General features: G+C 55.0%; 19 protein-coding genes. 9 read left to right on the top strand and 10 right to left on the bottom strand.

The window, feature by feature from the left end:
* The first annotated feature begins 158 nt into the window (after positions 1 to 158).
* The gene (locus M9H61_RS02925) at positions 159 to 2,597 is read left to right on the top strand and encodes a tetratricopeptide repeat protein (protein ID WP_114112699.1); all 2,439 of its coding nucleotides are present in this window, start codon (positions 159 to 161) and stop codon (positions 2,595 to 2,597) included.
* Between the two features lie 30 nt (positions 2,598 to 2,627).
* Here M9H61_RS02925 and M9H61_RS02930 read toward each other — a convergent pair whose 3' ends face one another.
* The 3 genes from M9H61_RS02930 to M9H61_RS02940 all read right to left on the bottom strand — a co-directional run bounded on the left by M9H61_RS02930 (position 2,628) and on the right by M9H61_RS02940 (position 5,081).
* The gene (locus M9H61_RS02930; protein ID WP_068519321.1) at positions 2,628 to 3,131 is read right to left on the bottom strand and encodes a universal stress protein; all 504 of its coding nucleotides are present in this window, start codon (positions 3,129 to 3,131) and stop codon (positions 2,628 to 2,630) included.
* Between the two features lie 265 nt (positions 3,132 to 3,396).
* Complete coding sequence (locus M9H61_RS02935) at positions 3,397 to 4,161, bottom strand: TIGR02186 family protein (protein WP_206927476.1); 765 nt, start codon at positions 4,159 to 4,161, stop codon at positions 3,397 to 3,399.
* Complete coding sequence (locus tag M9H61_RS02940) at positions 4,161 to 5,081, bottom strand: sulfite exporter TauE/SafE family protein (protein WP_068519413.1); 921 nt, start codon at positions 5,079 to 5,081, stop codon at positions 4,161 to 4,163. The genes M9H61_RS02935 and M9H61_RS02940 overlap by 1 nt, the downstream gene beginning before the upstream one ends.
* A 185-nt stretch (positions 5,082 to 5,266) precedes the next feature.
* On the opposite strand from M9H61_RS02940, the gene M9H61_RS02945 reads away from it, so the two are divergent.
* Together M9H61_RS02945 and M9H61_RS02950 are read left to right on the top strand one after the other, a co-directional pair.
* The gene (locus M9H61_RS02945; protein WP_371922203.1) at positions 5,267 to 5,455 is read left to right on the top strand and encodes a sulfurtransferase TusA family protein; all 189 of its coding nucleotides are present in this window, start codon (positions 5,267 to 5,269) and stop codon (positions 5,453 to 5,455) included.
* An 80-nt stretch (positions 5,456 to 5,535) separates the two neighbouring features.
* Positions 5,536 to 6,048 carry a GNAT family N-acetyltransferase gene (locus M9H61_RS02950; protein ID WP_250283298.1) on the top strand — a complete coding sequence of 171 codons (513 nt, stop codon included), beginning with the start codon at positions 5,536 to 5,538 and terminating at the stop codon, positions 6,046 to 6,048.
* A 39-nt stretch (positions 6,049 to 6,087) separates the two neighbouring features.
* Here M9H61_RS02950 and M9H61_RS02955 read toward each other — a convergent pair whose 3' ends face one another.
* The 4 genes from M9H61_RS02955 to M9H61_RS02970 all read right to left on the bottom strand — a co-directional run bounded on the left by M9H61_RS02955 (position 6,088) and on the right by M9H61_RS02970 (position 11,989).
* Entirely contained in the window at positions 6,088 to 7,464 is a 1,377-nt protein-coding gene (locus tag M9H61_RS02955) for a DUF2336 domain-containing protein (RefSeq protein ID WP_101246073.1), read from the bottom strand.
* A 12-nt stretch (positions 7,465 to 7,476) separates the two neighbouring features.
* Positions 7,477 to 9,225, bottom strand: a complete 1,749-nt coding sequence (locus M9H61_RS02960) for a diguanylate cyclase domain-containing protein (protein WP_250283300.1) — start codon at positions 9,223 to 9,225, stop codon at positions 7,477 to 7,479.
* Positions 9,222 to 11,105: an EAL domain-containing protein gene (locus M9H61_RS02965; RefSeq protein WP_250283302.1), complete on the bottom strand. Its 1,884-nt coding sequence runs from the start codon at positions 11,103 to 11,105 to the stop codon at positions 9,222 to 9,224. Before M9H61_RS02965 ends, M9H61_RS02960 begins: the two co-directional genes overlap by 4 nt.
* 215 nt (positions 11,106 to 11,320) lie before the next feature.
* Positions 11,321 to 11,989, bottom strand: a complete 669-nt coding sequence (locus M9H61_RS02970; RefSeq protein WP_233433016.1) for a GGDEF domain-containing protein — start codon at positions 11,987 to 11,989, stop codon at positions 11,321 to 11,323.
* A 188-nt stretch (positions 11,990 to 12,177) separates the two neighbouring features.
* Here M9H61_RS02970 and M9H61_RS02975 point away from each other — a divergent pair, with 188 nt between their 5' ends.
* On the top strand, positions 12,178 to 12,471 hold the full coding sequence (locus M9H61_RS02975) for a DUF5818 domain-containing protein (protein WP_228195335.1): 294 nt from the start codon (positions 12,178 to 12,180) through the stop codon (positions 12,469 to 12,471).
* A gap of 58 nt (positions 12,472 to 12,529) precedes the next feature.
* On the opposite strand, the gene M9H61_RS02980 is transcribed toward M9H61_RS02975, so the two are convergent.
* The 3 genes from M9H61_RS02980 to M9H61_RS02990 form a co-directional block, all read right to left on the bottom strand.
* Complete coding sequence (locus M9H61_RS02980; RefSeq protein WP_250283304.1) at positions 12,530 to 13,369, bottom strand: SPOR domain-containing protein; 840 nt, start codon at positions 13,367 to 13,369, stop codon at positions 12,530 to 12,532.
* A 2-nt stretch (positions 13,370 to 13,371) separates the two neighbouring features.
* The gene (locus M9H61_RS02985; protein ID WP_250283305.1) at positions 13,372 to 15,756 is read right to left on the bottom strand and encodes a Lon protease family protein; all 2,385 of its coding nucleotides are present in this window, start codon (positions 15,754 to 15,756) and stop codon (positions 13,372 to 13,374) included.
* Between the two features lie 218 nt (positions 15,757 to 15,974).
* The gene (locus M9H61_RS02990; protein WP_101246076.1) at positions 15,975 to 17,432 is read right to left on the bottom strand and encodes a PLP-dependent aminotransferase family protein; all 1,458 of its coding nucleotides are present in this window, start codon (positions 17,430 to 17,432) and stop codon (positions 15,975 to 15,977) included.
* Positions 17,433 to 17,511: 79 nt separating this feature from the next.
* Here M9H61_RS02990 and M9H61_RS02995 point away from each other — a divergent pair, with 79 nt between their 5' ends.
* From M9H61_RS02995 to M9H61_RS03015, 5 genes are all read left to right on the top strand, one after another.
* A complete protein-coding gene (locus tag M9H61_RS02995) occupies positions 17,512 to 17,796 on the top strand; it encodes a DUF1127 domain-containing protein (RefSeq protein WP_250283307.1) in 285 nt (94 codons plus the stop codon).
* 109 nt (positions 17,797 to 17,905) lie between these two features.
* Complete coding sequence (locus M9H61_RS03000; RefSeq protein ID WP_250283309.1) at positions 17,906 to 18,868, top strand: threonine dehydratase; 963 nt, start codon at positions 17,906 to 17,908, stop codon at positions 18,866 to 18,868.
* Positions 18,865 to 20,295 carry a pyridoxal-dependent decarboxylase gene (locus M9H61_RS03005; RefSeq protein ID WP_250283311.1) on the top strand — a complete coding sequence of 477 codons (1,431 nt, stop codon included), beginning with the start codon at positions 18,865 to 18,867 and terminating at the stop codon, positions 20,293 to 20,295. Before M9H61_RS03000 ends, M9H61_RS03005 begins: the two co-directional genes overlap by 4 nt.
* A 66-nt stretch (positions 20,296 to 20,361) precedes the next feature.
* A complete protein-coding gene (locus M9H61_RS03010; protein ID WP_250283313.1) occupies positions 20,362 to 21,189 on the top strand; it encodes a PhzF family phenazine biosynthesis protein in 828 nt (275 codons plus the stop codon).
* Between the two features lie 272 nt (positions 21,190 to 21,461).
* The gene (locus tag M9H61_RS03015) at positions 21,462 to 23,333 is read left to right on the top strand and encodes an SLC13 family permease (protein ID WP_101246080.1); all 1,872 of its coding nucleotides are present in this window, start codon (positions 21,462 to 21,464) and stop codon (positions 23,331 to 23,333) included.
* Positions 23,334 to 23,503: the final 170 nt, after the last annotated feature.

The raw sequence follows: 23,503 nt of genomic DNA on the forward strand, positions 1-23,503 counted from the left end.
ATTCCGACTTCAGAAAGTGACGCATATTCCTGAAACGCGTTACAGATTTGATCGGCCGGGCATGGTCAGGGCCGATTATTTGTGGCAAAGACGTGGTTTGTTAACGCTTGGCCCTTATGGTGGCCGGTAATCGCACTCTTTATCGCAACAGGTATTCCTTGTCTGATTTTGACGCTCCTTACCGAACTGCGTTGGGCTTGTATGAAGCAGGCCAGCTGGCGGAGGCAGAAGAAGCCTGCCGCAAGCTGATCCATGCCTATCCACAAGCCGCAGAAGCCATGCATCTGGCAGGCCTGGTCGCAGCCCGACAGGGAAATCAAACTCTTGCGGCGGAACGGATGGGGCGGGCGGCAATTGCCGATGCCAACAGTGCGGAAATTCAACATGATCACGCGCAGGCCTTAAAGGCGATCGGCAAATTGCGCGAAGCGGTGGGCGCTTTCAAGCGGGCCATTCGGCTGTGTCCGGATGCACCGGCGCTATATTGCAATATAGCCAATACATACCGGCAACTCGATGAATTGCAGGATGCGCGCGAAAATTATGAATATGCGCTGGAACTGGCTCCGGATATTGCCGAAATTCACGCCAACTATGCCGCATGTCTTTATGCGATGGGCGACATTCCCGGTGCCGAGACATCCTGTTTGACGGCCCTTAAAATGCGCGATGATATTGTCAATGCACTGGTGCTGATCGGCCAGATCAGGCTTGATCAGGGACGCACGGTATCGGCAAGCGAACCCTTGCGCCGCGCCCTGACGCTGGAGCCGGGAAACCAGCGTGCCCTGACGGCATATGGTGATGCCTTGTTCCGGCTTGGCCAGTTTGCCGGTGCACAGCATTGCTTGCGTCAGGTTCTTGCCCTTGATCCCGATGATGCCAAAGCACGGCGCACATTGGCGCGCCTTAACTTGCGGGTCGGACAGGGGACCGAGGCAATCGGTGCGCTTGAGCCGCTTGTTGCGGCCAATCCGAATGATCCCCAATTGCTGCTGATGATGGGCGAGGCGCTAAGTCTTGTTGGCCGTCATAGCGAAGCCGTCGAACGGTTCGGCGCAGCCATCGGGGCCGGTGGCGGTGATGACGCGGTTTTCAGACTGGCAGTCGAACTTGCCGAAGAAGGCGACACCGCGTCAGCCCAGTCTGTTTTGCAAAACGGTATCGACCGCAAAATCGCAGCAGGTGAAAACACCGCGCTGTTTCGAACCGCACGTCGTTTGTTGTTTGCGCCGGTTCCAACCAATATTGCGGCCCAGAATGACGAAGTCATTCGTGATCTGCTCGATGACACACTTGATGACGATGCCATTGAACCCGATTTGGCCTTTGTCGCATCCGATCGCATTGACCCGGCAATCCTGACGCGGTTCCCACCGGTCTGGCGTGCGGCCCTGCGTCCGGAAGGTGACAAGCAGTTGCGCGCCGTCGGGCATTACTGGGAACGGCTGGTTTCGGGCTATGATGTTCCCAATGTTGATCCTGGCAAACCCCGGCAAGGGGGCAAGATCCGCCTTGGGATCGTGTCGGCCAATATGTGTGATAACGGGATTGGTCGCTGGATTTTGGGGCTTGTTGATGCGATTGATCGTGACCGGTTTGATGTCACGGTCATCCGTCCGCCAACCGGCGAAGACGATATTACGTCGCGGATTGACGAACATGCCGATCTGGTCGTGCCGTTGCCGCTTGATCCGCTGCATTCGGCACGGGTGATTTCCGGGCTTGATCTTGATGTGTTGCATTATGCCGATCCGCAGGCCGATGCCTATACCATGTTGCTGGCAAGCTGGCGTCTGGCACCGGTGCAAATTTCCGGTGGCGGGATTGCCGCGACCAGTGGTCTTTCAAATATTGACTATCACCTGATCGCCGAAGACTGGGAAACGGCCGGTGGCGAAAAACGGTTCAGTGAAAAACTGATCCGGTTGCCGGGACTGTTTGTTAATGCGACACCGCCCGAAAATGTCGATATGACGCCGACGGAACTGCAACGGCTTTGGCGGTTGGCACAGGACAGAAATACCTATCTGTGTCCGCAGCCGCTTGATGTTTTGACGGCTGATTTTGATCCGCTGATAGCGGAAATCCTGCGTCTTGATGAAACGGCTGAGCTGTTGCTGATTGCACCCGAACGCGACAGCTGGGATGCGGCATGGGGACGACGTTTTGCGGTGAACTATGCCGATGTCGCCGGACGCATGCGGTTTGTCAATGTGCGCAGCCGCGCCGATTTGCTGTCGCTGCTTTGCGCGGTGGATGTGGTTCTTGAAAGTCCGGCATGGAATGACGCGATGCTGGCCTTTGATTGCCTGGGTCTTGGTGTGCCGCTGGTGACATTGCCGGGCAGTGCCGCGCGGTCGCGTCGCAGCCACACCTGTTACCGCCAGATATCGGTGTTTGATTGCGTTGCCTACCATTCCGCGGATTACGTTGATACCGCCCTGACACTCGCAACGGACAAACGTCGCCGATCCGTTGTCTCGCACGCAATCAAAAGCCGGTCACACATCCTGTTTGGCCAAAAATCATCCTTTGATGCCTATATGCAGTTCCTTGAGGAATGCATTGCCGTTCCGGCTGAAAACGTCGGATGAATTTACCGATCCACGACAGGCGCTGATAAATCAGCTTAACGCGTCAATGTCGGCTTCGGACAGTGCGGCGGGGACGATTGTCAGGGGCAGGCGGAGCTGACCGACAGTGTCACTTTTGGTCAGTGCCGTGATCAGTGGCCCCGGGCCTTCGGATGTGGTGCCGGCCGCAAGAACAAGAATGGAAATCTGTTCTTCTTCTTCCAGAAGGTTCAGCAACTCGTCCTTGAGACGGCCTTCGCGAATGAACAGAAGCGGCATTGTGCCGGTTTGTTCATGCACATAGGCGGCAAGTTCATTGACCCGTGATTCGGCTTCTTCGCGGGCTTCTTCCTTCATCAGGTCACCAACCGCCATCCAGTGCTGGAATTCGGCCGGTTCAATGACGCTAAGCAGGGCAACGCGGCCGCCGGTATGTTGCGCGCGGCGGCATGCATAACGCAACGCCTTGGTCATTTCATCGCTGTCATCAATAACAACAAGAAATGTTCGGTTGGACGTGGCGCGGAGTTCCTGATCGGCATCGTATGACGTCATATGGGTTCTCTGAATAGTTTCCTGTGCCGGGTCTGATGCATGGTTGCGTGGGGCAATGGATCACCCGGATATTAGAGCATGTTGCATCAAGTGTGCCGTAAATCCGGCACGGTTTCCAAGTGGTTTTTATCGCAATCGGGAAAGTTTCATACTGTGCATGCGCACAATAAATTATGCTGCATATGCGTTGTTGGAGGCCGTGGAAGTGCGGGGATGAGAATGCCCAAATCGGCGTTGGAGCCGGTGGAGCCGGTGGAACCGCGAACTAGCGTTTGCGGAATGCCACACTGGCGATCCAGCCGGCAATGACGGCAATGATCACCGCAATAATGCCATAGAGTGCCGAATAGCGATGGGCGAATTCGTAGACTTCGGCACTGACACCGGTTTTGGAAACAACCAGCGGAGTGGTCTTTACACTGGCGATACGGCCATCACGGATCAGATAGACATTGATCGTATATGTCCCGGTCGGGGTGTTGGCCGGGAAATGAATGTCGGTTCGAAACAGCTGGTTTGACAGGAAGCTGATTTTTGCCGGACGCTGGTTGAACAAACCGGCATTCTGCATGTTGCGAACCAGCGCATCGCGATAGACTTTCTGATCGGCATCAGGATTGTCGGACACGGCGATAAAACGCTGGTTGTCCAGGCCGATGCGGTAATCCTGAAGAATGTTTTGCGGGGCGATGATATCCATCGGGCGATTGGACGCACTGGCATAATAGGCCGGAACATTTTTATAGCGCGCGCTTTCGGCATTCACCCAGATGCCGACTTTACGTTCCTTGCGACGGACAACCATGTCCTGATCAGGGCCGCGCACGGTTACGATGACATCGCCTTCGTTCTGGACTGCGCCAAATAACAGCACATCAGTGCCGGTAAAGCCGGTGGTGATCGCCACCAGATGGTTTGACAAATCCACGACAAGCGGATCGGCCAAGGCGCGTTTCATTGGTGTGCTAGTCGCAATGACGGCGAATGCCGAAAGACAAATCGATGCGATAAACCGTGCCGGTAAGGACATCACAGATCCCCCGGCATGATGGAATAAAGTTCGTCAGGTTCGATCACCAGATCAAACAGAAGTTTGAGGCATACCGACAAGACCAGCAGCCCCAGAAGCGCACGCAGGTGTTCCGCCTTGAGCCGCGCACCGAACTGGGCCCCGAACTGGGCGCCGATCACGCCACCGATCAGAAGCAGGATGGCCAGTGCAACATCAACCGTCTGGGTCTGAACCGATTGCAGGAAGGTAACGTTGGCCGTGACAAAGATGATCTGAAACAGCGATGTCCCGATCACCACCCCGGTCGGCATGCCCAGCAGATAAATCATCGCCGGAACCATGACAAAGCCGCCCCCAACCCCCATCAAGGCGGTCAGCATGCCGACAAAGAACCCGACGGCCAGTGGCAAAAGCGCACTGATATACAGGCCCGAACGATAAAACCGCATCTTGAAGGGCAGGCCATGGATAAAGCTGTGCTGGTGTTTTTTTGATCGACGGATCGGGCCTTTGCGCCGGGTTCTGAAAATTGCCCGGGTTGCTTCAAGCAACATCATCCCGCCGATAATGCCAAGGAAGATGACATAGCAAAGAGAAATCACAAGGTCGATCTGACCCAGCGAACGCAACCAGGCAAAGACCCAGACACCAACCGTCGACCCGACAATACCGCCCGCCAGCAGGACAAGGCCCATCTTGATGTCAACATTGCCACGGCGCCAATGCGCAAACACGCCAGACACCGACGATGCGACAATCTGGTTCGCAGCTGTCGCCACAGATACAGCGGGGGGAATGCCATAAAAAATCAAAAGAGGGGTAATCAGAAAACCGCCGCCAACGCCGAACAGGCCGGACAAAAAGCCAACTCCTCCGCCCAGTCCCAAAATCAGAAATATATTTACCGATATTTCGGCAATAGGGAGATAGATTTGCATTGCGGGCAGGCTAACAGCGTTTGATTGATTGTTGTTTTTCAGTCTAACATATTGTGCAAATGCAACAATCGCCAATTGGCGCTATATCAGACCGATTTCCGATTTTTTTTATAAGGTCGTTCATGTCGTCATCTTCAAGTGATAAATTTGATCTAATTCTCGATGCACGAGGATTGATTTGTCCCATGCCAGTTCTTAAGGCGAAGAAATCCCTGCGTGATGTGCCGGACGGGGGCGTTTTGAAAGTTCTGGCAACGGATCCCGGATCCGTTGCGGATATGAAGTCTTTTTGTGAAATGACCGGCAATCGCCTGATTTCTTCGGATCAGGAAGACGATGTCTTTATCTATTTCATTGAAAAAACGGTTTCCTGACAATGGGTTGATGGTATTGCCACCAAGCGCCACGTTCGCATGCCACACCTGATTTATCCTGCCTTTTGAAAGAAATATCGATGACCAGGACTTCCAGCGATCTGGAATGGATTGTTTGCCATTTTGACGCGATGACGCCCCACCAGGTTCACAGTTTGCTGCAATTGCGTCAGCAGATTTTTATCATCGAACAGGACTGCATTTTTCCCGAAATTGATGGTCTTGATCCGCTCTGCACCCATCTTCTGGCTGTTGACAAGGCCTCAAACGGGCGTGACGTTCTGGCCGCGGCACGCATTGTTGCGCCCGGTGTCGATCCGGGACATGCCGAACAGGGCGACCGTCCGGCCATCGGGCGGGTGGTCACAAGCGAAAAACTGCGCGGGCAGGGGATCGGGCGGAGCCTTATGGCCCGTGCCATTGACGTTTGCGCGCAGGAATTCGGGGGCAAGCCGATCTATCTGAATGCGCAGCTTTACCTGAAGGCATTCTATCAAAGTCTTGGATTTGTTCAGTTTGGCGACGTCTATGAAGAAGACGGCATTCCCCATATCTGTATGGAACGCCCGGTCACGGACCAAGCGTCCCGATAATCAGATCATATGGAAATCAGCATCCGCAACGGGGTGATGTTAACGCAACCCGGTGGTCGCCATACCGGTAAAGAATTCAAGCTGCCAGTTCATGTCATCTTCGCTTAGCGGGTATTGGTTGCCGTTGCGTGGATTAAGGGTCTGGCTTGGCGGTACGTGACCAAGCTTGACCTGAATCTTCACCGCAAGATCAGCCGGCAGGCCGGCCTTCCATGCCAGTGAAACGACACCTTTTGCCGAATGTGTATTTAGAACCTTGGTTACGGCTTCTGGCGGAATGCCGGCCAGAACCGCAAGCGATGCGCGGGCAAATTTGACGTCATTGGCCGCAAGGGCCTTGGCGACTTCCTTATCGGTCAGTTTTTTCTTTGCATGAAGAGCAAGGGCCTTTTCAAAGGCCGGTTCGCCGTCTTCTTCTGCTTCTTCGTTTGACGCGGCGTCGCCCGCAGAAGCCGGTTGGGCTTTTTCGCCCTTTTTGTTTTTGACCGATGGTGCGTTTTCGGCGGCGTCGTCGCGTTTTTCAAACTCGCCAGATGCGATACGGCGTTGAACCACTTCGCGAACGGCTTCAAGCTGATCTTTCTTAAGGTCCTTGCGCCGTTCCAGAACGCTGATCAGGTTTTCGGCGACAAATCGCGCAAGTTTCCCGGCTGCGGTCGGCGGCAGTTTCGGACGGTTGACCAGCGGCTGGTGCCATTCCGGATAATCCGGTGCGCGGTCAATCAGCTGATCGAGCGTTTCTTCACGGATTTGTGCGGACTTGTTGCCAAGAAGGTGCGAAATCGCATCCTTGTCGCTGCTTGCGGCAATCGCATCGGCAAGCTTTTCGCCGACATTGCGCCGACGTGACACAAAGCTGAGCGCCCCGCGGCCAGAACTGCCTTCAATAATTTCCAGAAGATCTTCTTCAGTCAGGACCGGGGAATACTGAAGGACAGGTCCGCAAACGACGCTTTCGGCATCGCGGGCTAGCTGCTGAATGATTGGTTGCGGGGCTTCGGCAATATCCTTGAGCGTCTCGGAAATGACCTGACGGACATGCACGGCCTGGTCACGTGCGAGTTTGTCGAGCGCCTCATAGGTCATGCGGCGTAGTTTGTCGGTTTCGTTGGGGGTCAGACCCGCCGAAAGATGGGCGATTTTTTCAGCAAGGCTGCCACGGACGCTGTCATCGACGTCATCAGTCAGAAGGACATCGGCTTGAATCGGCGTTGCTTCGTTTGCCGCAATGTGACGACGCACCGACGAATCATTGTCAGATGCCAGGAAATACAGGATTTCGGGCCGGGTGTCATGGCGCTGGGCAAGTTTGCCGCGCACATTGGCATCCGGGCTGGCAGCCATTTCCTTGGCTTCGTCATAGGTGATCGGGGTTTCGCGCCGCTTGGTGAATACCCGCTGTAAAAATCCCTTCATTGGGCATTCCTCCTAATCTTCGATCTTTGCCGGCTCTTCCGAGCCGGGTGCGGCAGCGATGCCAAAGCGACCTTTTCCATGTTTCTTGACCTGATACATGGTTTGATCTGCGCGTTGTACAAGTTGCTGCAGGTTTTCTTTCGAACCTGGTTCATGAACAGCAATCCCGACCGATATTCCAAGCGGGTGGTCCTTGTCGCCAGAATACTGGCCAAGGATCGCGCTTTCCTTCATCAACAGCCGTGCGCGTCCCGAAGCCGCAGAAATATCGGCACCTTCGAGCCACAGTACGAATTCGTCCCCGCCAAGACGGGCAATCAGATCGGCGGGGCGGACATTGTCCTGAAGAACACGGGTCAGGGCGAGGATAGCCTCGTCACCGGTCTGGTGACCGTGGATATCATTGACCATCTTGAAGTTGTCCATGTCGACATACATCAAGGCAGCCGGGGCGCGTTCACGCTGAAGACGGCTGTGGCGTCGTTTGAGTTCCTCGAAGAATGCGCGACGGTTCAAAAGCCCGGTCATCCCGTCGGTCCGTGACAGGGTCAGGATGCGTTCATGCTGGATGGCCTGTTCAATGGCAATGCCGACCTGATCGGATACTTCGGTCATGATGGCACGTTCGCCGTCAGTCGGTTCGGGGTGATCTGCGGAAAACAGGAAAATCACAGCGCCATTGTTGCGTTGATGATAATGGCAGCGCAGCGCATGAATACGATACTGGCCCATATGGGCATCAAAGGTATCGGTCGAATTTTGCAACTGGCTTAAGGCCTGTTTTGCAATGTGGCTGGCTTCGGGGTTTTCGTCACCTGCTGCAATTTCAAGTTCATCTGTTTCATCATTGCGTTTGAAAATGATGCAGTTTGAACAGGCAAGGGCCCGCGTGCTGGCCTCGGACGCGCCCTTGAGAACCAGAAGCGGATCGATTTCATCACGCATGGTCCGCACGATATAGGTCATCAGGCGGTCGCGGTTTCGGGCTGTTGCGACTTCGCTTTCACGGCGGCGCTGTTCGGTAATGTCATGGGCAAGCCCGCGCGTCCCGGTCCAGCGTCCATCGCGCGAATAAACCGGGGTCGAGGATACCGAAAGACAGGCATCCTTGCCGTTGGACCGGCGGAACCAGACCGGAACATCGCGCACGGCCTTCTGACTGCGAAACACATGTTCGCTGTCCTGATCGGCGGTATCGAGAAGAAAGTTCTGCGGAAAACGTCCGACAATATCATCGGCACGGTATCCCAGCGCACCGCGCGGCGACACGAAAATGAATTTCCCCGTATCGTCGGTTTCCCATGCAAAGGCCGATGATACTTCGACAATGTCGCGGTAACGCTGGCGAGAATCAATCAATGCTTCGCGAAGGTTGCGATCCATGCTGACATCACGCGGCAGGATCATTACCTGATTGTTGGTGGTCGGAAGGGCGGTCAGTTCGAGCGTCGCAGTGCCGCGCTGTACTTCAAATGTCATCATTTCGACGACCCCGCCCGGCGTGGTCAGGGTGCGGCGGATCAACTGATAGATTTCAGGGAACAGCCCGTCACGAATACCTTTGGCAAAGCCGACGGCATTCTTGTTGGCAAAAAGCGGCACACCATGTGAATCCATCACAATGACCGGTGCTTCGGCCTGTGCCATCACCTTGGGGTCAAGGGTAAACACATCCGCATCATATCTGGTCAGATCATCTTGCGGGTCGGTTGCGGCGGTTTTGGCATCAACGGGGGCATCAACAGGATGGCGCGGCGTCATAGGCTTCCTCCTGTTGCAGTCGAAATGTTCAAATCATTTTCTCCGGCGTCGGTATCGCACTTGCCCGACTGCAGTTTTTCAAAACACGCTTTGCTGCTGATCGTAACGGGCGGGCCAAGGTGATAGCCTTGACCATAATCAATGCCCAGATCACGGACCATCTCATAGCTGGCCTGATCATGGATCATTTCGGCAATGGTGTGGATGCCAAGATCATTGCAAAGAAGGGCCGTCGCCTTAAGGAAAGCACGTCCTTTGGGATTGGCAAGGGCGGTGCGCATGGCCCCGCCATCAAATTTGATGATATCGACGTCAAGCGCGCTCAGATATTCAAAGTTCGCAGCCCCGGCACCAAAATCATCAAGGCAGATTTCATGGCCGCGTTCGCGCAGCACCTGCAAGCCGTTATTGACGTCATCAAGGGCACGAATGCGCGATGTTTCGGTCACTTCAAACAGCACCCGGTGCGGTGCGATGTCATAACGATCCAGCAATTCCGCCAGAGCAGGAAGGAAGCCCGCCTGTTCAAGTGAATGGCCCGAAAGGTTGACGGCAACCGGATGGGGGATGCTTTGTGCATTGTCGCGCAGATGATCAAGAACCTTGCCGCACATCGCCAGATCAAATTCGGTAATCAGGCCGGTACCCTCGGCAAAATGGATGATCTGGTCAACCGCAAGTGGGCTGTTGCCAATGTTGAAGCGTGCAAGGGCCTCAAAATGATGCATTTCCTGACTGCGCAAATGGACAATCGGTTGCAGGGCGACGGCAAATGACCCGTTTTCGACAATTTCCCGAAAAGCGCGCACCGATTTCAGCGTTTCATTGATCAGATGCGGCAGGCTGGCCGAGAGACGCGCGGCAGTGACATCGTTCTGTGCCTTGCGCTGCATGCGATTAAGCGCATAGGCAACCGCGCGGGTAAGGTTGGTGTCGCGATCATTTTCGTCATTGTCGGTATCGAAATGATGAATGTTGCGCGCGCTTTCATAATCGCTGCCAAACAGGTCATTGGCGTTCTTTTGCCGGGTCGTCTTTTCGCTAGAACCGGGATTGTTGGTCAGGGATGCCAGACCGCCACCGGCCGGGACAGATGTGTCATCCTGTGTCCCGCCGGTAACCGGTTCTTCAAGATCGGCGCGCAGTGCGCTGGCATAGGCAACAATCCGCCGTTCAAGTTCAATCATCGGCTCGTCAACTGGATGAATTTTTGCCGACCGGCCGGGGGCAACAAGATCGGATGCGCTTAGTGATGACAGCCGTTTGGCCCCGATGCCGATCAGGCGTGCCAGTTCGTTGGTCGCCGCTGTTTCCGCCTGTGATCGCGATGCCGCAAGGTTTTCAAGAACCACCAGTGCTTCGCTGTGATACGACCCGGCATCCTTGTTGCTGAGAAGGGCGGTTTGCCGCGTTTCGGCCTGCTGATTCTGGCGGATAACCGCGTTTTGCAAAATGATGCGGTCAATCCCCGATCGTGCACGGGGACGAATGGCGCGATGACGGGCGGCGATGTAGTAGCGGCTTGACGGATCGGCGATCATATAACCGCTTAGCGACAGCGGGACCGCTTCCTGAACGGGTTGATCGTCGGCTTCGCAAAGCTGGAAATCCAGATCAAGTTCTTCGAGGCGTTTGAGTCCGTTGCTTGTATGCAGATAGGCACGCAGAAGCGGGCGTTCCGATTTCACGACAATTTTTTCAAGTGCCTCGCCAATCAGTCGGTCCGGCGTACAGCCCAAAAGACTTTCGGTCGCACCGGCGACAAACAGGATATAGCCGTTTTCATCCACTTCCAGCAACATGTCGGCCCAGCAAAACGCCATGGCGGCCAAAAGGTCCTGGTCATTTGTTTCCGCAGAATAGCTGGTGCTGTCTGTCATTTGTGAACCGTCATTCTCAAGCCGCCTGATCATTCTTGTTGCAGCATTTGCCGCCATTATCAGATAGCGATCTTACTAAGGATATGAAGGATTTGCACTTCATAAGCCAAAAAAAACGGGCAGCCACAGAAGATTGCCCCGATAGCGGGAAAAATCGGCCCCCGAGACAGCTGTAAAGTCGTGAAAAGACTGGAAAGAATGCAACAAGGCGCGGCTTAGGCCGCGTCGTTGTCTTTTTTGGCCGGAATGGCTTTTTCACGTGCGGCATGCTTCTGGACATACATCGCCTGATCGGCGGCGCGAATCAGGTCCGAAATGTCACTTTTGGCATTATAAACCGTGTAGCCAAAGCTTGCCTTGATCGCCAATGCCTTTCCCTGCCAGATCAGCGGGAATCGCACGGTTGCCTGTTGAAGCTGGGCAATGCGTTTCTGGGCGGCTTCCGGGCTGCTTCCGGTCATCAGAATGGCGAATTCATCCCCGCCAAACCGCGCGACAAAGTCATCGGAACGGGTATGGGTACGCAGATTCTGTCCGAAATGGCGCAAAACAGCATCACCGGCGGCATGACCATGTTCGTCATTGATTTCCTTGAACCCGTCAAGGTCGGCAATCACCATCAGGCCGCGTTCGGCAGTACGTGCTGCGCGTGCCAATGCCTCGCGGGTACGCCGCATGAAACCACGGCGGTTATAAAGGCCGGTCAACTCGTCGGTTTCGACCATCAGTTCAAGTTGACGAATGCGGTTCTGCTGCTGATCCAGGCGGTTTTGCATATCACGCGCCAGATCAACAAGAGTCGACAGAGCATTACTTTGCTCGGTAACCTCACTGGCGCGATTGTTAATCGCGGTCTGCTGCTGAAAATCAGCGGCAAGTTCCATGAGCAATTCTATCTGCGACTTTTCCATGTGCCGTCTTGTAATCAATGACATTGGATGGTGAAACCCTTAAAAGGATGTCTATCGTTGTATCGTTGATCGCGTTACAAGAACCTTAACGTGGCACGAAAGAATTTGTGTCCAAAGAGAATCGTTCACGCACAGGAGAACGACCGATGCAAAACCGGTTGATGGTTGGGTTTACTAAGAAAATTGCGGTAATTGGCATTGCGCTGGCGCTGTCTGCATGCTCATTCCTGCAAAAAGATAATTTTACCGTTGTTGGTGAAATTACGGATCACGGCAACGAATGTGTGACTTTCCGTGCCGAAGATGGAACGCTTTATGCGCTTGCCAACAAGGCAAGCCGATTCCGTCCGGGGGACAAGGTCCGTGTAACCGGACATATGGCATTGATGACGACCTGTACCGAAGCAACGACCCTGATCGTTGACAAGATCGTCATGTTGTCGCCAGGAAACTGAGCCGCAAAAAATCAGAATATTATGCCGACCATTGGTGCCTGCGATCGCTTTTGATCGCTCAGCGATGGGATGCAAAGCAATCGGTGCCGTCAGCTTTCAGCTGGCGGCATTGTTGTTTGGCGCCATCAAAGGTGGCAAAGCCGGTCAGTTGAAGCCGGTGATAAATCCCTTTAACGCCAAGATTGGCAGTGACGATCTGTTTGGTGTGCGATTTTGACAGGGTGGGGTAACGCACCAGGAAACTTGCCCAGTAACTTTCAGCTGAAATCGTGTCACGAAAAGCACCCAGCTGGATCAGATAACGCCCGTTTGGATCATGCTTTGCCGTTTCAGGCGGCGTCACGGTCGGTTGCGCGGCGCGTGTTGCAACAACCGTATCTATGACCTTCTTTGGAGGAGCCGTCGTTGCTGTTTGGTGGCTGGTGGCCACAGGGGCGGGATTGGCGATGTTACTGGTTGCCGCCGGTGGTTTGGTCATGACGGTGTCGGGGGATGGCGTCGGCTTGTCGGGAATTTTGCGGACTGTCGCCGGGCGCGCTCTGCTTGGCGTTGTGCCGGTAAGTTCTTGATAATACTGATTGGCAAGTGACGGGATGTCCGCGTCATCAATGACGGTATCACTGGCCGGGATCGTTCCCGGAAGCAGGCTGAGCGGTTGATTACGCAAGACCGGTTGTGATGCATGGGCGGGAAGATCATTCGGGATGATGTCCGTCCCGGTTGGGAACTCGGTCATTTCGCTGGTTTGTGCTGCTACGTCGGAAATGACCGCGACATTCAAGGCCAGCAACGCAACCAGACCAATCAAAGAAAAAAGACCACCCCGCCGATCAAAATTGCCAGCAGCATGCGGCATGGCTGCCACATTGTCTGGCTGATCGTGGAGTGGTCCTTTCATTGTTACATCTCCGCGCGCGGGGGATAGGCATACCGGTCACGCAATATCTGGTCATTCCTGCGCAGACGTTCCATGGCTTTGCCATATACGCTGTCTTCCGGATACTGGCTGTCCGGACGATCGCCGGATGGCATGCCGGTCAGAAGTTCGACCGCGTCATTGATGTGTTCGACAGTCCAGATATTGAACTTGCCCTGGCGGATTGCCTGAACGACTTCTTCGCGCAGGACCACATTTTCAGCATTGGCCTGCGGAATGATCACGCCCTGATCCCCGGTGAAGCCCTGATCGGCACAAATCCGATAGAACCCTTCGATCTTGTGCGAAATACCGCCAACCGGCTGCGCTTCGCCGAACTGGTTCATCGATCCGGTGATGCCGATATTCTGGCGCATCGGTACGTGCGAGATTGCCGATATGATGGCGCTCAGTTCGGCCATAGAAGCCGAATCGCCTTCGATGCCGCCATAGTTCTGTTCGAACGTGACATTACAGGCAAAGGAAAGCGGGAAGTCCTGGGCAAAGCGCGATTTCAGGAACCCTTCAATCGTCATGACCGACTTCTGTTGCAGCGGGCCTGACATATCGACCATGCGTTCTATATTGAGAACCCCGAGACTGCCGACATAAGACCGTGCCGACACACGGGCCGGAAGGCCAAAGGCATGGTCGCCATAATCCAGGACGGTCAATGCATTGACCTGCCCAACAACCGCGCCATAGCTGTCAATCAGGATTTCACGGCGCTGAACCCGTTCGTGCGATTTGTCTTCCAGACGGGAATTACGGTGACGGCGTTCCTCAATGGCGCGTCTAACGTCGGCTGCACGGATGCTTTCGCGACCATCGGCCTTGGCTAGGGCGCCGGCCTCGATCGCGACATCTTCGACCCGTTCGATCTGGGCGGTCAGTTTGTCGCGTTCACCCGCCCAGCGCGCGGCCTGACCCAAAAGCTGGCGGATTGCACCGTTATCGACCGGAATGCCCGACCGGGCGAGGGCGGATTCGCGCAACAAGCCGGTATAGATCGATATGTTGCGGCCGGCGGCGGGCATATCCGCATCAATGTCGGCCTTGACCCGGAAATGGTTTCGAAAATCGACATCGAGTGAAAAGAACGTGTAATAGAATTTCGGCGCGCCAACGATCACGACCTTAAGGTCAAGCGGGATCGGACGCGGTTCGGGGGCACCCGCCGTCGGGGCGCCGCCCTTATGGGTTTCCTCGATGCGGATTTCGCGGTCACGCAGGGCCGCCTTCAGGAAACCCCAGCATTCTTCATGTTCAAGCAGGCTTTCCGCACGCAGAACCAGAACGCCGCCATTGGCACGATGAAGCGCGCCCGGTTTGATCAGGCTGAAATGCGGATGCATGCCGCCGCCCATCGGGCGGTACTGAATTTGCCCGAAAAGATTGTCGTAGCTTGGGCTTGGTTCAAGAACGACGTCAGGATGCGTATCGCGCGAATGGTCAATCAGAAGATTGACCGCATAGCGATCATCGACGGTTTCCGGGATCTTGCCATCGCCGCTTTCGATGGCGGGTTGATCGCTGGCTTCTTCGAACGCGTCGATATTATCCAGGATGTCTTTTTCAAGCGCTTCGAACCACGCCTTAAGACCCGGGCTTGTGAACTTGTCGCGCAGCTTTTTGATGCGCGGTTTCAAAACGACTTTGGCGGCACTGCGACGCAGGCTGTCGAGTGTATCGGCAATCTGTTCTTCAAGATCGCGGGTCGAAAGAAGGGTTTTACGGGCTTCTTCGGCGACCTCTTCAAAGGCGTCTTCGGCCTCGTTTCGGCGTTCCTTGGGGATTTCATCAAGGGATACCGGTTCGCCGTCTTCGTTCAGGGCGACGATCATCACGCCTTTTTCGTTTTCCTGAACATCCAGTCCCCGTTCACGGGCATATTCACGTAGCGCATCGAATTTTTCGCGCAGCTGGGTGCGGGCTTCTTCGGTCTGGGTCTGGGTTTCGGTCAGATGGGCCGGGGCGTTAAAGGCCGACGCAAATGCTTCGCGCAGATGGGAAATCAGGGTTTCCATCGCAGACAAAAGCTTGCGACCTTCGCCCGCGGGCAGGGCATAGGGGCGCGGACGGTTGGTGCGCGAAAAATTGTTCAGATAAACCCAGTCATCCGGGGCTGAACGTTCTTCCATGGCCTTGTTCAGATAATCAAGGGTCGCGGTCATACGGCCCGCGCGATCCAGACCAAGAACAAAGATGTTAAAGCCCGGCTCGGACATGGAAAGTCCGAATTTCAGGGCCTCTGCGGCACGATAGTGCGATGAAAAATCGAAGATTTTCGGATGCTGGTCTTTATGAGGGCTGCGAATACGGAAATGCGGAAAACCGCAATCTTCTGCGTCAAGGCGGGAAACTGGCATCTGCTGACTTTCTGCTGCCCAAGATAACAAATCATCGGGGCAATTTGCGCCCCGCAGCATATCTTGGAAGCAAGGCAATCACGTGGTCAAGCGTTGCGTGCGGAAATTGTTGAAATGGCGACAGGAAACCCGAAACCACCCGGCTGTTGCCGCGCGACAGTGCCGCCTGCAAACGTCATCAAAGCCATGATGATGGAACAAGATCCGGTGTCCGGGCCCTAGATCACGGCAGCATTGCCGAAGTCGCTGCTTTTGAGCAGCCGGTCGACAATCTGTACGCCGCGGCGCAACCGTTCGGCGGATCGTTCAGCCCCGAAACACAAACGCAACCCGCGCGGCACATGGCCAACGGAAAACTGTTGGGCTGCGGTCAAAAGAACACCGCTATTGGCGGCATTCATGACCAGTTCACCCGGATCAATATGATCGGGCAGTTCAAGCCAGATATGATAGTTGGTCGGGTGGAAGCGGACGTCGTATCCCTTAAGGGTTCCAAGAATGACGGCCAGGCGCTGGGCGGCTTCATTGCGGTGCCAGGCTTCGTATTGGGCAAGGCTGCCATCCATGATCATGCGGGTGACCAATTCCAGATTGATGGTCGATACCATCCAGCAGGTCGATCGAATGGCGCTGGCCAGTTTGCCGATCATTTCGCCGGGTGCATGGATGTAACCAACCCGCAAACCGCCGCCGATGCTTTTGGATACGCCATCAAGATAGATGCTGCGTTCCGGGGCAAAGCACGACAGGGGCGGCGGTGCGTCCGGATCAAGGAAATGGTAAATGCCGTCTTCAATCAGTGTCAGATCATATTTGCGCAGGATTTCGGCGATTTCGATCCGGCGTTGCTGATCCATGGTGCTGCAAAGCGGATTATGCAGGGTCGGCATCAGGTAAATTGCGCGCGGACTTTGCGTGCGACAGATATTTTCAAGGGCCTCGGGAAGGATGCCCTGATCATCCATGGCGACACCGCGCAGGCGGAATTGCAGCAAATTGGCCAAACTGCGCAGGTTCGGATAGGTCAGTTCTTCGCATAAAACAAGATCGCCGGGGCGAACTGTTGCCAGAAGCGATACGGTCATGCCGTGCTGGACACCCGCGGTCGGCAGGACGCGTTCGGGGTTGTCATCAAGTCCAACCCGACCGGCGGCGTGGGCTAATGCTTCGCGCTGGTGGGCAACCCCGTATTCCGATTTATAGGACACCATATCGTCAATCGGCATGGTGCCGGCAATTTCAAGCAATGTCTGACGAATGTGACCTTCCTGCGGGGGCAGGGGGCAATTCATCCGAAAATTGATCGGCCCGGTGTCTTCGCTGTCGTCAGCGGCACCATGGGCAAAGGCCGGTTTGCGGCCCATCTGGGCAAGGTTGTTGGTAAAAGCCATCGGGATGGGCGCGGTTGCGGCCATGTCGAGTTCGGACTGAATGTTATCAAGAACATAAGTCCCGCGTCCGACTTCGCCGGCGACAAGTCCCAATCTTTCCGCTTCGCGGTAGGACCGCGTAATCGTGCCGACCGTCACGCCCAGATGATAGGCAAGGTCGCGGTGGGTTGGCAGTCGGTCACCCGGTTTAAGGGAGCCATCCTTGACTGCTTCGCGAATGGCCTGCGCGATCTGTCGATAAACAGGACCGCCGGCTTCTGAAAGGTTGGGGAGCCACATTGTCATGGTGACAATGTTTAAATTGACACAATAACAATGTCAATGACAAAACAATATCGAGACAATTAACCGATAGGAGATGGAGATGGTAAATTGTAACGATACAATCCAGCTTCCCGATATTCATGTCACTGATCGCGCACTGACCAAGGGCAAGCATGGCAACAAGCCTGTGACCTGGCGCGCGGCAATGGCTGGTATTGCAATCTCTGCTATCGAGTTTGTTGCACGTCTGCAATCGCGTGCGCGCAACCGTCATGCGATACAATTGCTTGACGATCATATGCTTAAGGATGTCGGGCTGTCGCGTTCAGACATTGACACCGAACTGTCAAAGCCATTCTGGAGCGGGTTACCACCGCGCGGCTAGCCACCCCGCGCGTGACGGAGGCGCGTGCTCCCATCGTGCCTCCGTCCGGTACCGGGATCAATGTTCGGATCAATTGTCTTTATCTGCCGAATTCAGGGATACAATGTGAATGTTCAGTCTGACCGAATTGCGTGATGCAGCCGCATTTGTTCATAATTTCGTTGCGCCGACCCCGACAATCCATTGGCCGCTTCTTGATCGGGCGACGGGATTGTCCCTGTATGTCAAACATGAAAACCATACCCGGCTGGGCGCTTTCAAAATTCGCGGTGGTTTGACCTTTTGCCGTTATCTGGGGCGGCTGCCCGATACTGCGCGCGGTATTGTTTCGGCAACGCGGGGCAATCACGGACAAAGTCTTGCCCATGCGGCCAGTCGTTTCGGAATGGCGGCAACCATTGTCGTTCCGCACGGCAATTCTGTTGAAAAGAATGCGGCCATGCGGGCCTGGGGTGCCGAGGTGATCGAGCATGGCGACGATTTTCAGGCCGCAGCAGAATTTGCACATAGCTATGCCGCAAGCGAAGGGGCGGTCATGGTTCCGCCTTTCCATCCGGAACTTGTGCGTGGTGTTGCTTCCTATGGTCTGGAATTGTTTGACGATATCAAGGGACTTGATCGCGTTTACGTTCCCGTTGGAATGGGGTCGGGGATCTGTTCGCTGATTGCGGTGCGCGATGCGTTGGGCCTTGATACGGAAATTGTCGGGGTGGTTGCCTGTGGCGCAGATGCCGTGCGTCAGTCTTTTCTGGCCGGAAAGGTGATCAATACAGCCGTTGCTGATACATTTGCCGATGGTGTGGCGTGTCGAAGCCCCGACCCCAGGGTGATTGAAATCATCACAAAGGGCGCAGCCGACATTGTTGCCGTCAGTGATGATCAGATCGCAGATGCCATGCGTCTTTATTTCAGTTGCTGTCACACGCTGGCCGAGGGGGCCGGTGCGGTGCCGCTGGCCGCGGCAATTGCCGAACGTGATCGCAATATTGGCAAAAAAGTCGCCCTTGTCCTGACCGGGGCCAATATCGACCGGGCCGACTTTGCCCGCATCCTTTCGGGAGACGAAAGATGACCTATCGTTCAAATCGTGCGCCACTCAGCCCCACTGAGGACGCGCGTCATCTCATGTTTGATGACCTTGAAAAGCTTGGTCGTATCCTGGTGGAAACCGGTGATGTTGCCCATGGCTTTATTCAGGGGGCGGATGACATGGATGTGACCTGTCGCGATTTCTCTGCTTTTGACCCCTCGCGCCCCTTATCAAGGCAGGGAAGCGGCACGCTTGATGCGTTGCGGGCAGCCAAGGAAGAAATTCTGCCGCTGCTCGCCGCATCAATCGGACCCCGTTATCTTGGATTTGTTACCGGCGGTACCACCCCGGCGGCCCTTGTCGGTGACTGGCTGGCGTCCGCGGTCGATCAGAATGCGACCGGCCCGGAAGGATCGGTCAATGCCGCCGTCGAAGAACAGGTCATCAACTGGCTATGTGATATCGGCAATCTGCCCCGAGACCGGTTTGATGGTGTGCTGACCACCGGGGCAACGGTTTCCAATCTTTTGGGATTGGTCACGGCCCGGCAATGGTGCGGCGAGCAGGTCGGTGTCAATATTGATGCGGATGGTGCGTCGGTTTTGCCCGATCTTGCGATCTTTGCGGCAAGTCCGCATGCCAGCATGATCAAGGACCTGTCGATAACCGGGATTGGTCGCAACAGTTTTATAAAGGTCGCCACACTCCCGGGGACCGAGGAAACCGACCTTTCAGACCTTCGGGCAAAGCTAGAAGCCAGTGACGCGCGCGCAAAAATTGTCATTGCCTCGGCCGGGACCGTCAATGCCACTGATTTTGATGACTTGAATGCGATTGCCGATTTGTGTGCGGCATTTGGGGCATGGTTGCATGTTGATGCCGCATTCGGTTTCTTTGCTGCACTTGATGATCGCAGGGCACATTTTCTGTCCGGTTTGGATCGTGCGGATTCCATAACGTCCGACGGGCATAAATGGCTCAATGTGCCCTATGATTGCGGGATATTCCTGACGCGGCATATTTCGGTCTTGGAAACCTGCTGCCGTGCCTTTGCCCCGTATCTTGAGACCAAGGCAATCGGCAACAGCTATATCAATCGGGGCGTCGAAAATTCCCGACGGTTTCGGGCCTTGCCGCTTTGGATGACGATGATGGCCTACGGCATTGACGGAATGGCGGCGGTCATCCGGGCCAACTGCGATCAGGCGGCCGATCTGGCCATGTGGGTGCGCACGCATGAAAAACTTGAATTGCTGCGCGAACCGAAACTCAATGTCACGATGTTCGCATCCGTTGGCAGCGATGATGACAATCGTGCCTTGCTTGACCGGATCAATGCGGGCGGGAAGACCTTTTTGACACCGACGATTTATGGCGGGCGGTTCGGGTTCCGCGCGGCCTTTTCTAACTGGCGGACGCAGGATCACGATCTTGCCATCGTCAAGCAAGCAATCGAGATGGCTCTTTGATCCGAATTTCTCTAGGTTCGGATAGCATGAGAAAAGCAGAACTTTCTGTCTTCAGGATATCAAGATATGACCACCCAGACTTTGCCGATCTATCAGATTGATGCCTTTACCGACATGCTGTTTGCCGGCAACCCGGCGGCGGTTGTGCCCTTGTCGGGTTGGCTTGCCGATGATGTGTTGCAGAAAATCGCCATGGAAAACAATCTGTCGGAAACCGCATTCTTTGTTCCGTGTAATGACAAGGATGAAGCCGATTTTCACATCCGCTGGTTTACCCCGACGGTGGAGGTGCCGCTTTGCGGGCATGCGACCCTTGCCAGCGCGTTTGTGATTTTCAACCATCTTGGTTTCAAGTCGGATTTGCTTAAACTGCAAAGCAAAAGCGGTATTTTGACGGCCCGGCGCGATCATGATGCGATCGTCCTCGACTTTCCCAAACAACCCATCAAGGCCAACGAAATTCCGCAAGAAGTTCTGACGGCACTTGGTGGTGCCAAACCGGTTGAGTCCTATGTCGTTGCCAGTCGTGATACCGATATTGTTGCAGTCTATGATAATGCAAAAACCGTGCGGGATATGGCGCCCGATATGTCGGTGCTTGGCCGCCTGACCGGACGCGGGGTGATCGTGACGGCACCGGGGGACAAGACCGGACTTGATATGATTTCACGCTTTTTCGTGCCGGCGATCGGGATCAATGAGGACCCGGTGACCGGCTATATGCATTGTGTGGTGGCCCCTTATTGGTCAGACAAGCTTGGTCAGGAAGATGTCGTCGGATATCAGGCATCTGCACGCGGCGGGGTTGTTGCATGCAAGGTTGCGGGCGACAGGGTCGAGCTGAAGGGCGAGGCCGTCCTCTATCTTAAGGGTGAAATTGTCGTGCCGGCGTGAAATGCGGCATTCAGTTTCAAAGCACGGGGCGGGCAACAGGATTGTTGTCCGCTTTTTGTTTGCGAAAACCATATGGAAAACGGCGGTTTTTCATTGGCCGGTTCGTACCGATTAATCCGCATTGAACCGCCGCGACGCTGTTTTTTTATTGACCGGCCCATAGGGCTTTCGTCTAAGTAAAGGCAAAATACGATGAATGCGGGCAGGGCGCAGGGATAAAATTCCGTGCCTGAAACCGCAAAGGGTGATGGTTTTACAGGGGTAGATTTATCGTGATCGAAAGTGTTGTCGCCAGTTCTGCGACGCCAATGCAGATGTGGGTGGTCCTGGCACTTGTTGCCGGGTCGCTTGTCCTGTACGGGCTTGAGCGCATTTCGCTTGAACTGACCAGCATGGCGCTGATTGCGACCCTGTTGCTGTTTTTCGAATTCTTCCCGTTGCTTGACGGCAATGGTGAAAACCTACTGGGTGCGGACACGATTATGTCCGGCTTTGCCAACCCGGCATTGTTGACGGTTCTGTCCCTGCTTGTTGTCGGGCAGGGGATGGTACTTACCGGTGGTGTCAGTTATATCGCCGGCCTGATCACCGAACATGGCGGCAAGAACGCAGCCGTTGCGATTTTTATCGGCCTGTTCGTGGTTATGCTGATGTCGGCATTCCTGAACAATACGCCGGTTGTTGTTATCTTTATCCCGATCATTCAGGCACTGGCAGAGCGGATTGAACGTTCGCCAAGTGCGCTTATGATCCCGCTTTCCTATGCCGCCATTCTGGGCGGGATGACCACCCTGATCGGTTCGTCAACCAACCTTCTGGTTTCCAGTTCCCTGATCGAACTGGGCATGCCGGGGCTGGAATTCTTTGAATTCACGACGGTTGGCAGTGTTCTGGCGATTACAGGTTTTGTCTATGTTCTGTTCATTGCGCCGCGCCTTTTGCCGGCCCTGGCATCGATGCGCAGCAAGCTTGCCAATCCTGACAGCAGTGGCAAACAATTCATTGCCCAGATCACGGTCGGCCCGGCATCGCAAATGATCGGAACCCGTCCGGTTGCAGGCTTCTTCAAAAACCTGCCCAACATCACCATTCAGATGATCGTGCGTCGCGAACATGCGGAATTGCCGCCATTTGAAAGTGATATGGAAATTCAGGCGGGCGATGTTCTGGTTGTTGCTGCGACCCGCAAGGCCCTGACCGAGGCCCTTCAGAAGGACCCGGGGCTTCTGCATGCCGATGCTGCTGCCGTCAGTGGCGATGGCGAGGAAACGCCACAAAAATCGACCCAGCTTCTGGCCGAAGTGATGTTGCCGCCCGGTTCGCGTCTGATCGGGTTTAACCTTGAACAGATCGGTTTCCGCTATCAGTACAAATGTCTTGTTCTGGGTATTCAGCGCCGTTCGCGCATGATCCGTACCCAAATGACGGAAATCCGCCTTGAGGCCGGGGACGTTTTGCTGGTGCAGGGGCGTTCCGAAGATGTCGAGGCACTTCGTACCATTCGTGATGTGGTGTTGCTGGAATGGTCGACGCGCACCTTGCCGCGTCCGTTCCATGCCCGCCGTGCAGCAACCATTTTCCTTGGTGTGATTGCGCTTGCTGCGACCGGCATTGTTCCGATCATGGTTTCAAGCTTCATCGGTGCGGGGCTTATGATTGCATCCGGGGCGCTCAATTTGCGGCAGGCATCGCGCGCGATTGATCGCAAGATCGTGCTGCTGGTTGCAGCAGCATTGGCGTTGGGCAATGCGTTGCAATTGACTGGTGGTGCGGAATTCGTTGCCGATCAGTTGTTGACGGTGACACGCGGGGCTCCGGCACCGGTCATCCTGTCATTGTTCTTCCTGATTGTGGCGGCCTTTACCAATGTATTGTCGAACAATGCCTGTGCGGTTCTGTTTACGCCGATTGGAATCGGCATGGCCCAGCAACTTGGCGTACCGCCGCATGTCTTTGCAATTGCCGTAGTGATGGCGGCGAACTGTTCGTTTGCGTCGCCTGTTGGCTATCAAACCAACTTGCTTGTCATGGGGCCGGGGCATTACCGGTTTATCGATTTCCTTAAGGCCGGAACGCCGTTGATTGTGTTGTTGTGGATCGCGTTCAGCCTGTTTGCGCCGTGGTATTACGACATTCCGTTTTGATCGGGTTTTGATCCCGTGCGGGCAATCAGCCCATGATGATTTTCAGAGAATGGCCAGCCATGCAAAATTGGCTGGCTTGTCTGTGTCGAAGGCGTTTGACTTTTGCCTTTGTGTCAATAGGATCAGCCCCCTAATTTGATCGGGAATGATCCGGCCGGATCGTTCCAGCT

The organism is Thalassospira sp. GO-4 (genome assembly GCF_023588965.1).
Classification (GTDB): Bacteria; Pseudomonadota; Alphaproteobacteria; order Rhodospirillales; family Thalassospiraceae; genus Thalassospira; species Thalassospira povalilytica.

What these genes read in the sequence shown, in the direction of transcription:
- M9H61_RS02930 (WP_068519321.1), bottom strand. Translation starts at nt 3,131, where the DNA reads ATGACGTCATACGATGCCGATCAGGAACTCCGCGCCACGTCCAACCGA.
- M9H61_RS02935 (WP_206927476.1), bottom strand. Translation starts at nt 4,161, where the DNA reads ATGTCCTTACCGGCACGGTTTATCGCATCGATTTGTCTTTCGGCATTC.
- M9H61_RS02940 (WP_068519413.1), bottom strand. Translation starts at nt 5,081, where the DNA reads ATGCAAATCTATCTCCCTATTGCCGAAATATCGGTAAATATATTTCTG.
- M9H61_RS02945 (WP_371922203.1), top strand. Translation starts at nt 5,267, where the DNA reads ATGCCAGTTCTTAAGGCGAAGAAATCCCTGCGTGATGTGCCGGACGGG.
- M9H61_RS02950 (WP_250283298.1), top strand. Translation starts at nt 5,536, where the DNA reads ATGACCAGGACTTCCAGCGATCTGGAATGGATTGTTTGCCATTTTGAC.
- M9H61_RS02955 (WP_101246073.1), bottom strand. Translation starts at nt 7,464, where the DNA reads ATGAAGGGATTTTTACAGCGGGTATTCACCAAGCGGCGCGAAACCCCG.
- M9H61_RS02960 (WP_250283300.1), bottom strand. Translation starts at nt 9,225, where the DNA reads ATGACGCCGCGCCATCCTGTTGATGCCCCCGTTGATGCCAAAACCGCC.
- M9H61_RS02965 (WP_250283302.1), bottom strand. Translation starts at nt 11,105, where the DNA reads ATGACAGACAGCACCAGCTATTCTGCGGAAACAAATGACCAGGACCTT.
- M9H61_RS02970 (WP_233433016.1), bottom strand. Translation starts at nt 11,989, where the DNA reads ATGGAACTTGCCGCTGATTTTCAGCAGCAGACCGCGATTAACAATCGC.
- M9H61_RS02975 (WP_228195335.1), top strand. Translation starts at nt 12,178, where the DNA reads ATGGTTGGGTTTACTAAGAAAATTGCGGTAATTGGCATTGCGCTGGCG.
- M9H61_RS02980 (WP_250283304.1), bottom strand. Translation starts at nt 13,369, where the DNA reads ATGAAAGGACCACTCCACGATCAGCCAGACAATGTGGCAGCCATGCCG.
- M9H61_RS02985 (WP_250283305.1), bottom strand. Translation starts at nt 15,756, where the DNA reads ATGCCAGTTTCCCGCCTTGACGCAGAAGATTGCGGTTTTCCGCATTTC.
- M9H61_RS02990 (WP_101246076.1), bottom strand. Translation starts at nt 17,432, where the DNA reads ATGACAATGTGGCTCCCCAACCTTTCAGAAGCCGGCGGTCCTGTTTAT.
- M9H61_RS02995 (WP_250283307.1), top strand. Translation starts at nt 17,512, where the DNA reads ATGGTAAATTGTAACGATACAATCCAGCTTCCCGATATTCATGTCACT.
- M9H61_RS03000 (WP_250283309.1), top strand. Translation starts at nt 17,906, where the DNA reads ATGTTCAGTCTGACCGAATTGCGTGATGCAGCCGCATTTGTTCATAAT.
- M9H61_RS03005 (WP_250283311.1), top strand. Translation starts at nt 18,865, where the DNA reads ATGACCTATCGTTCAAATCGTGCGCCACTCAGCCCCACTGAGGACGCG.
- M9H61_RS03010 (WP_250283313.1), top strand. Translation starts at nt 20,362, where the DNA reads ATGACCACCCAGACTTTGCCGATCTATCAGATTGATGCCTTTACCGAC.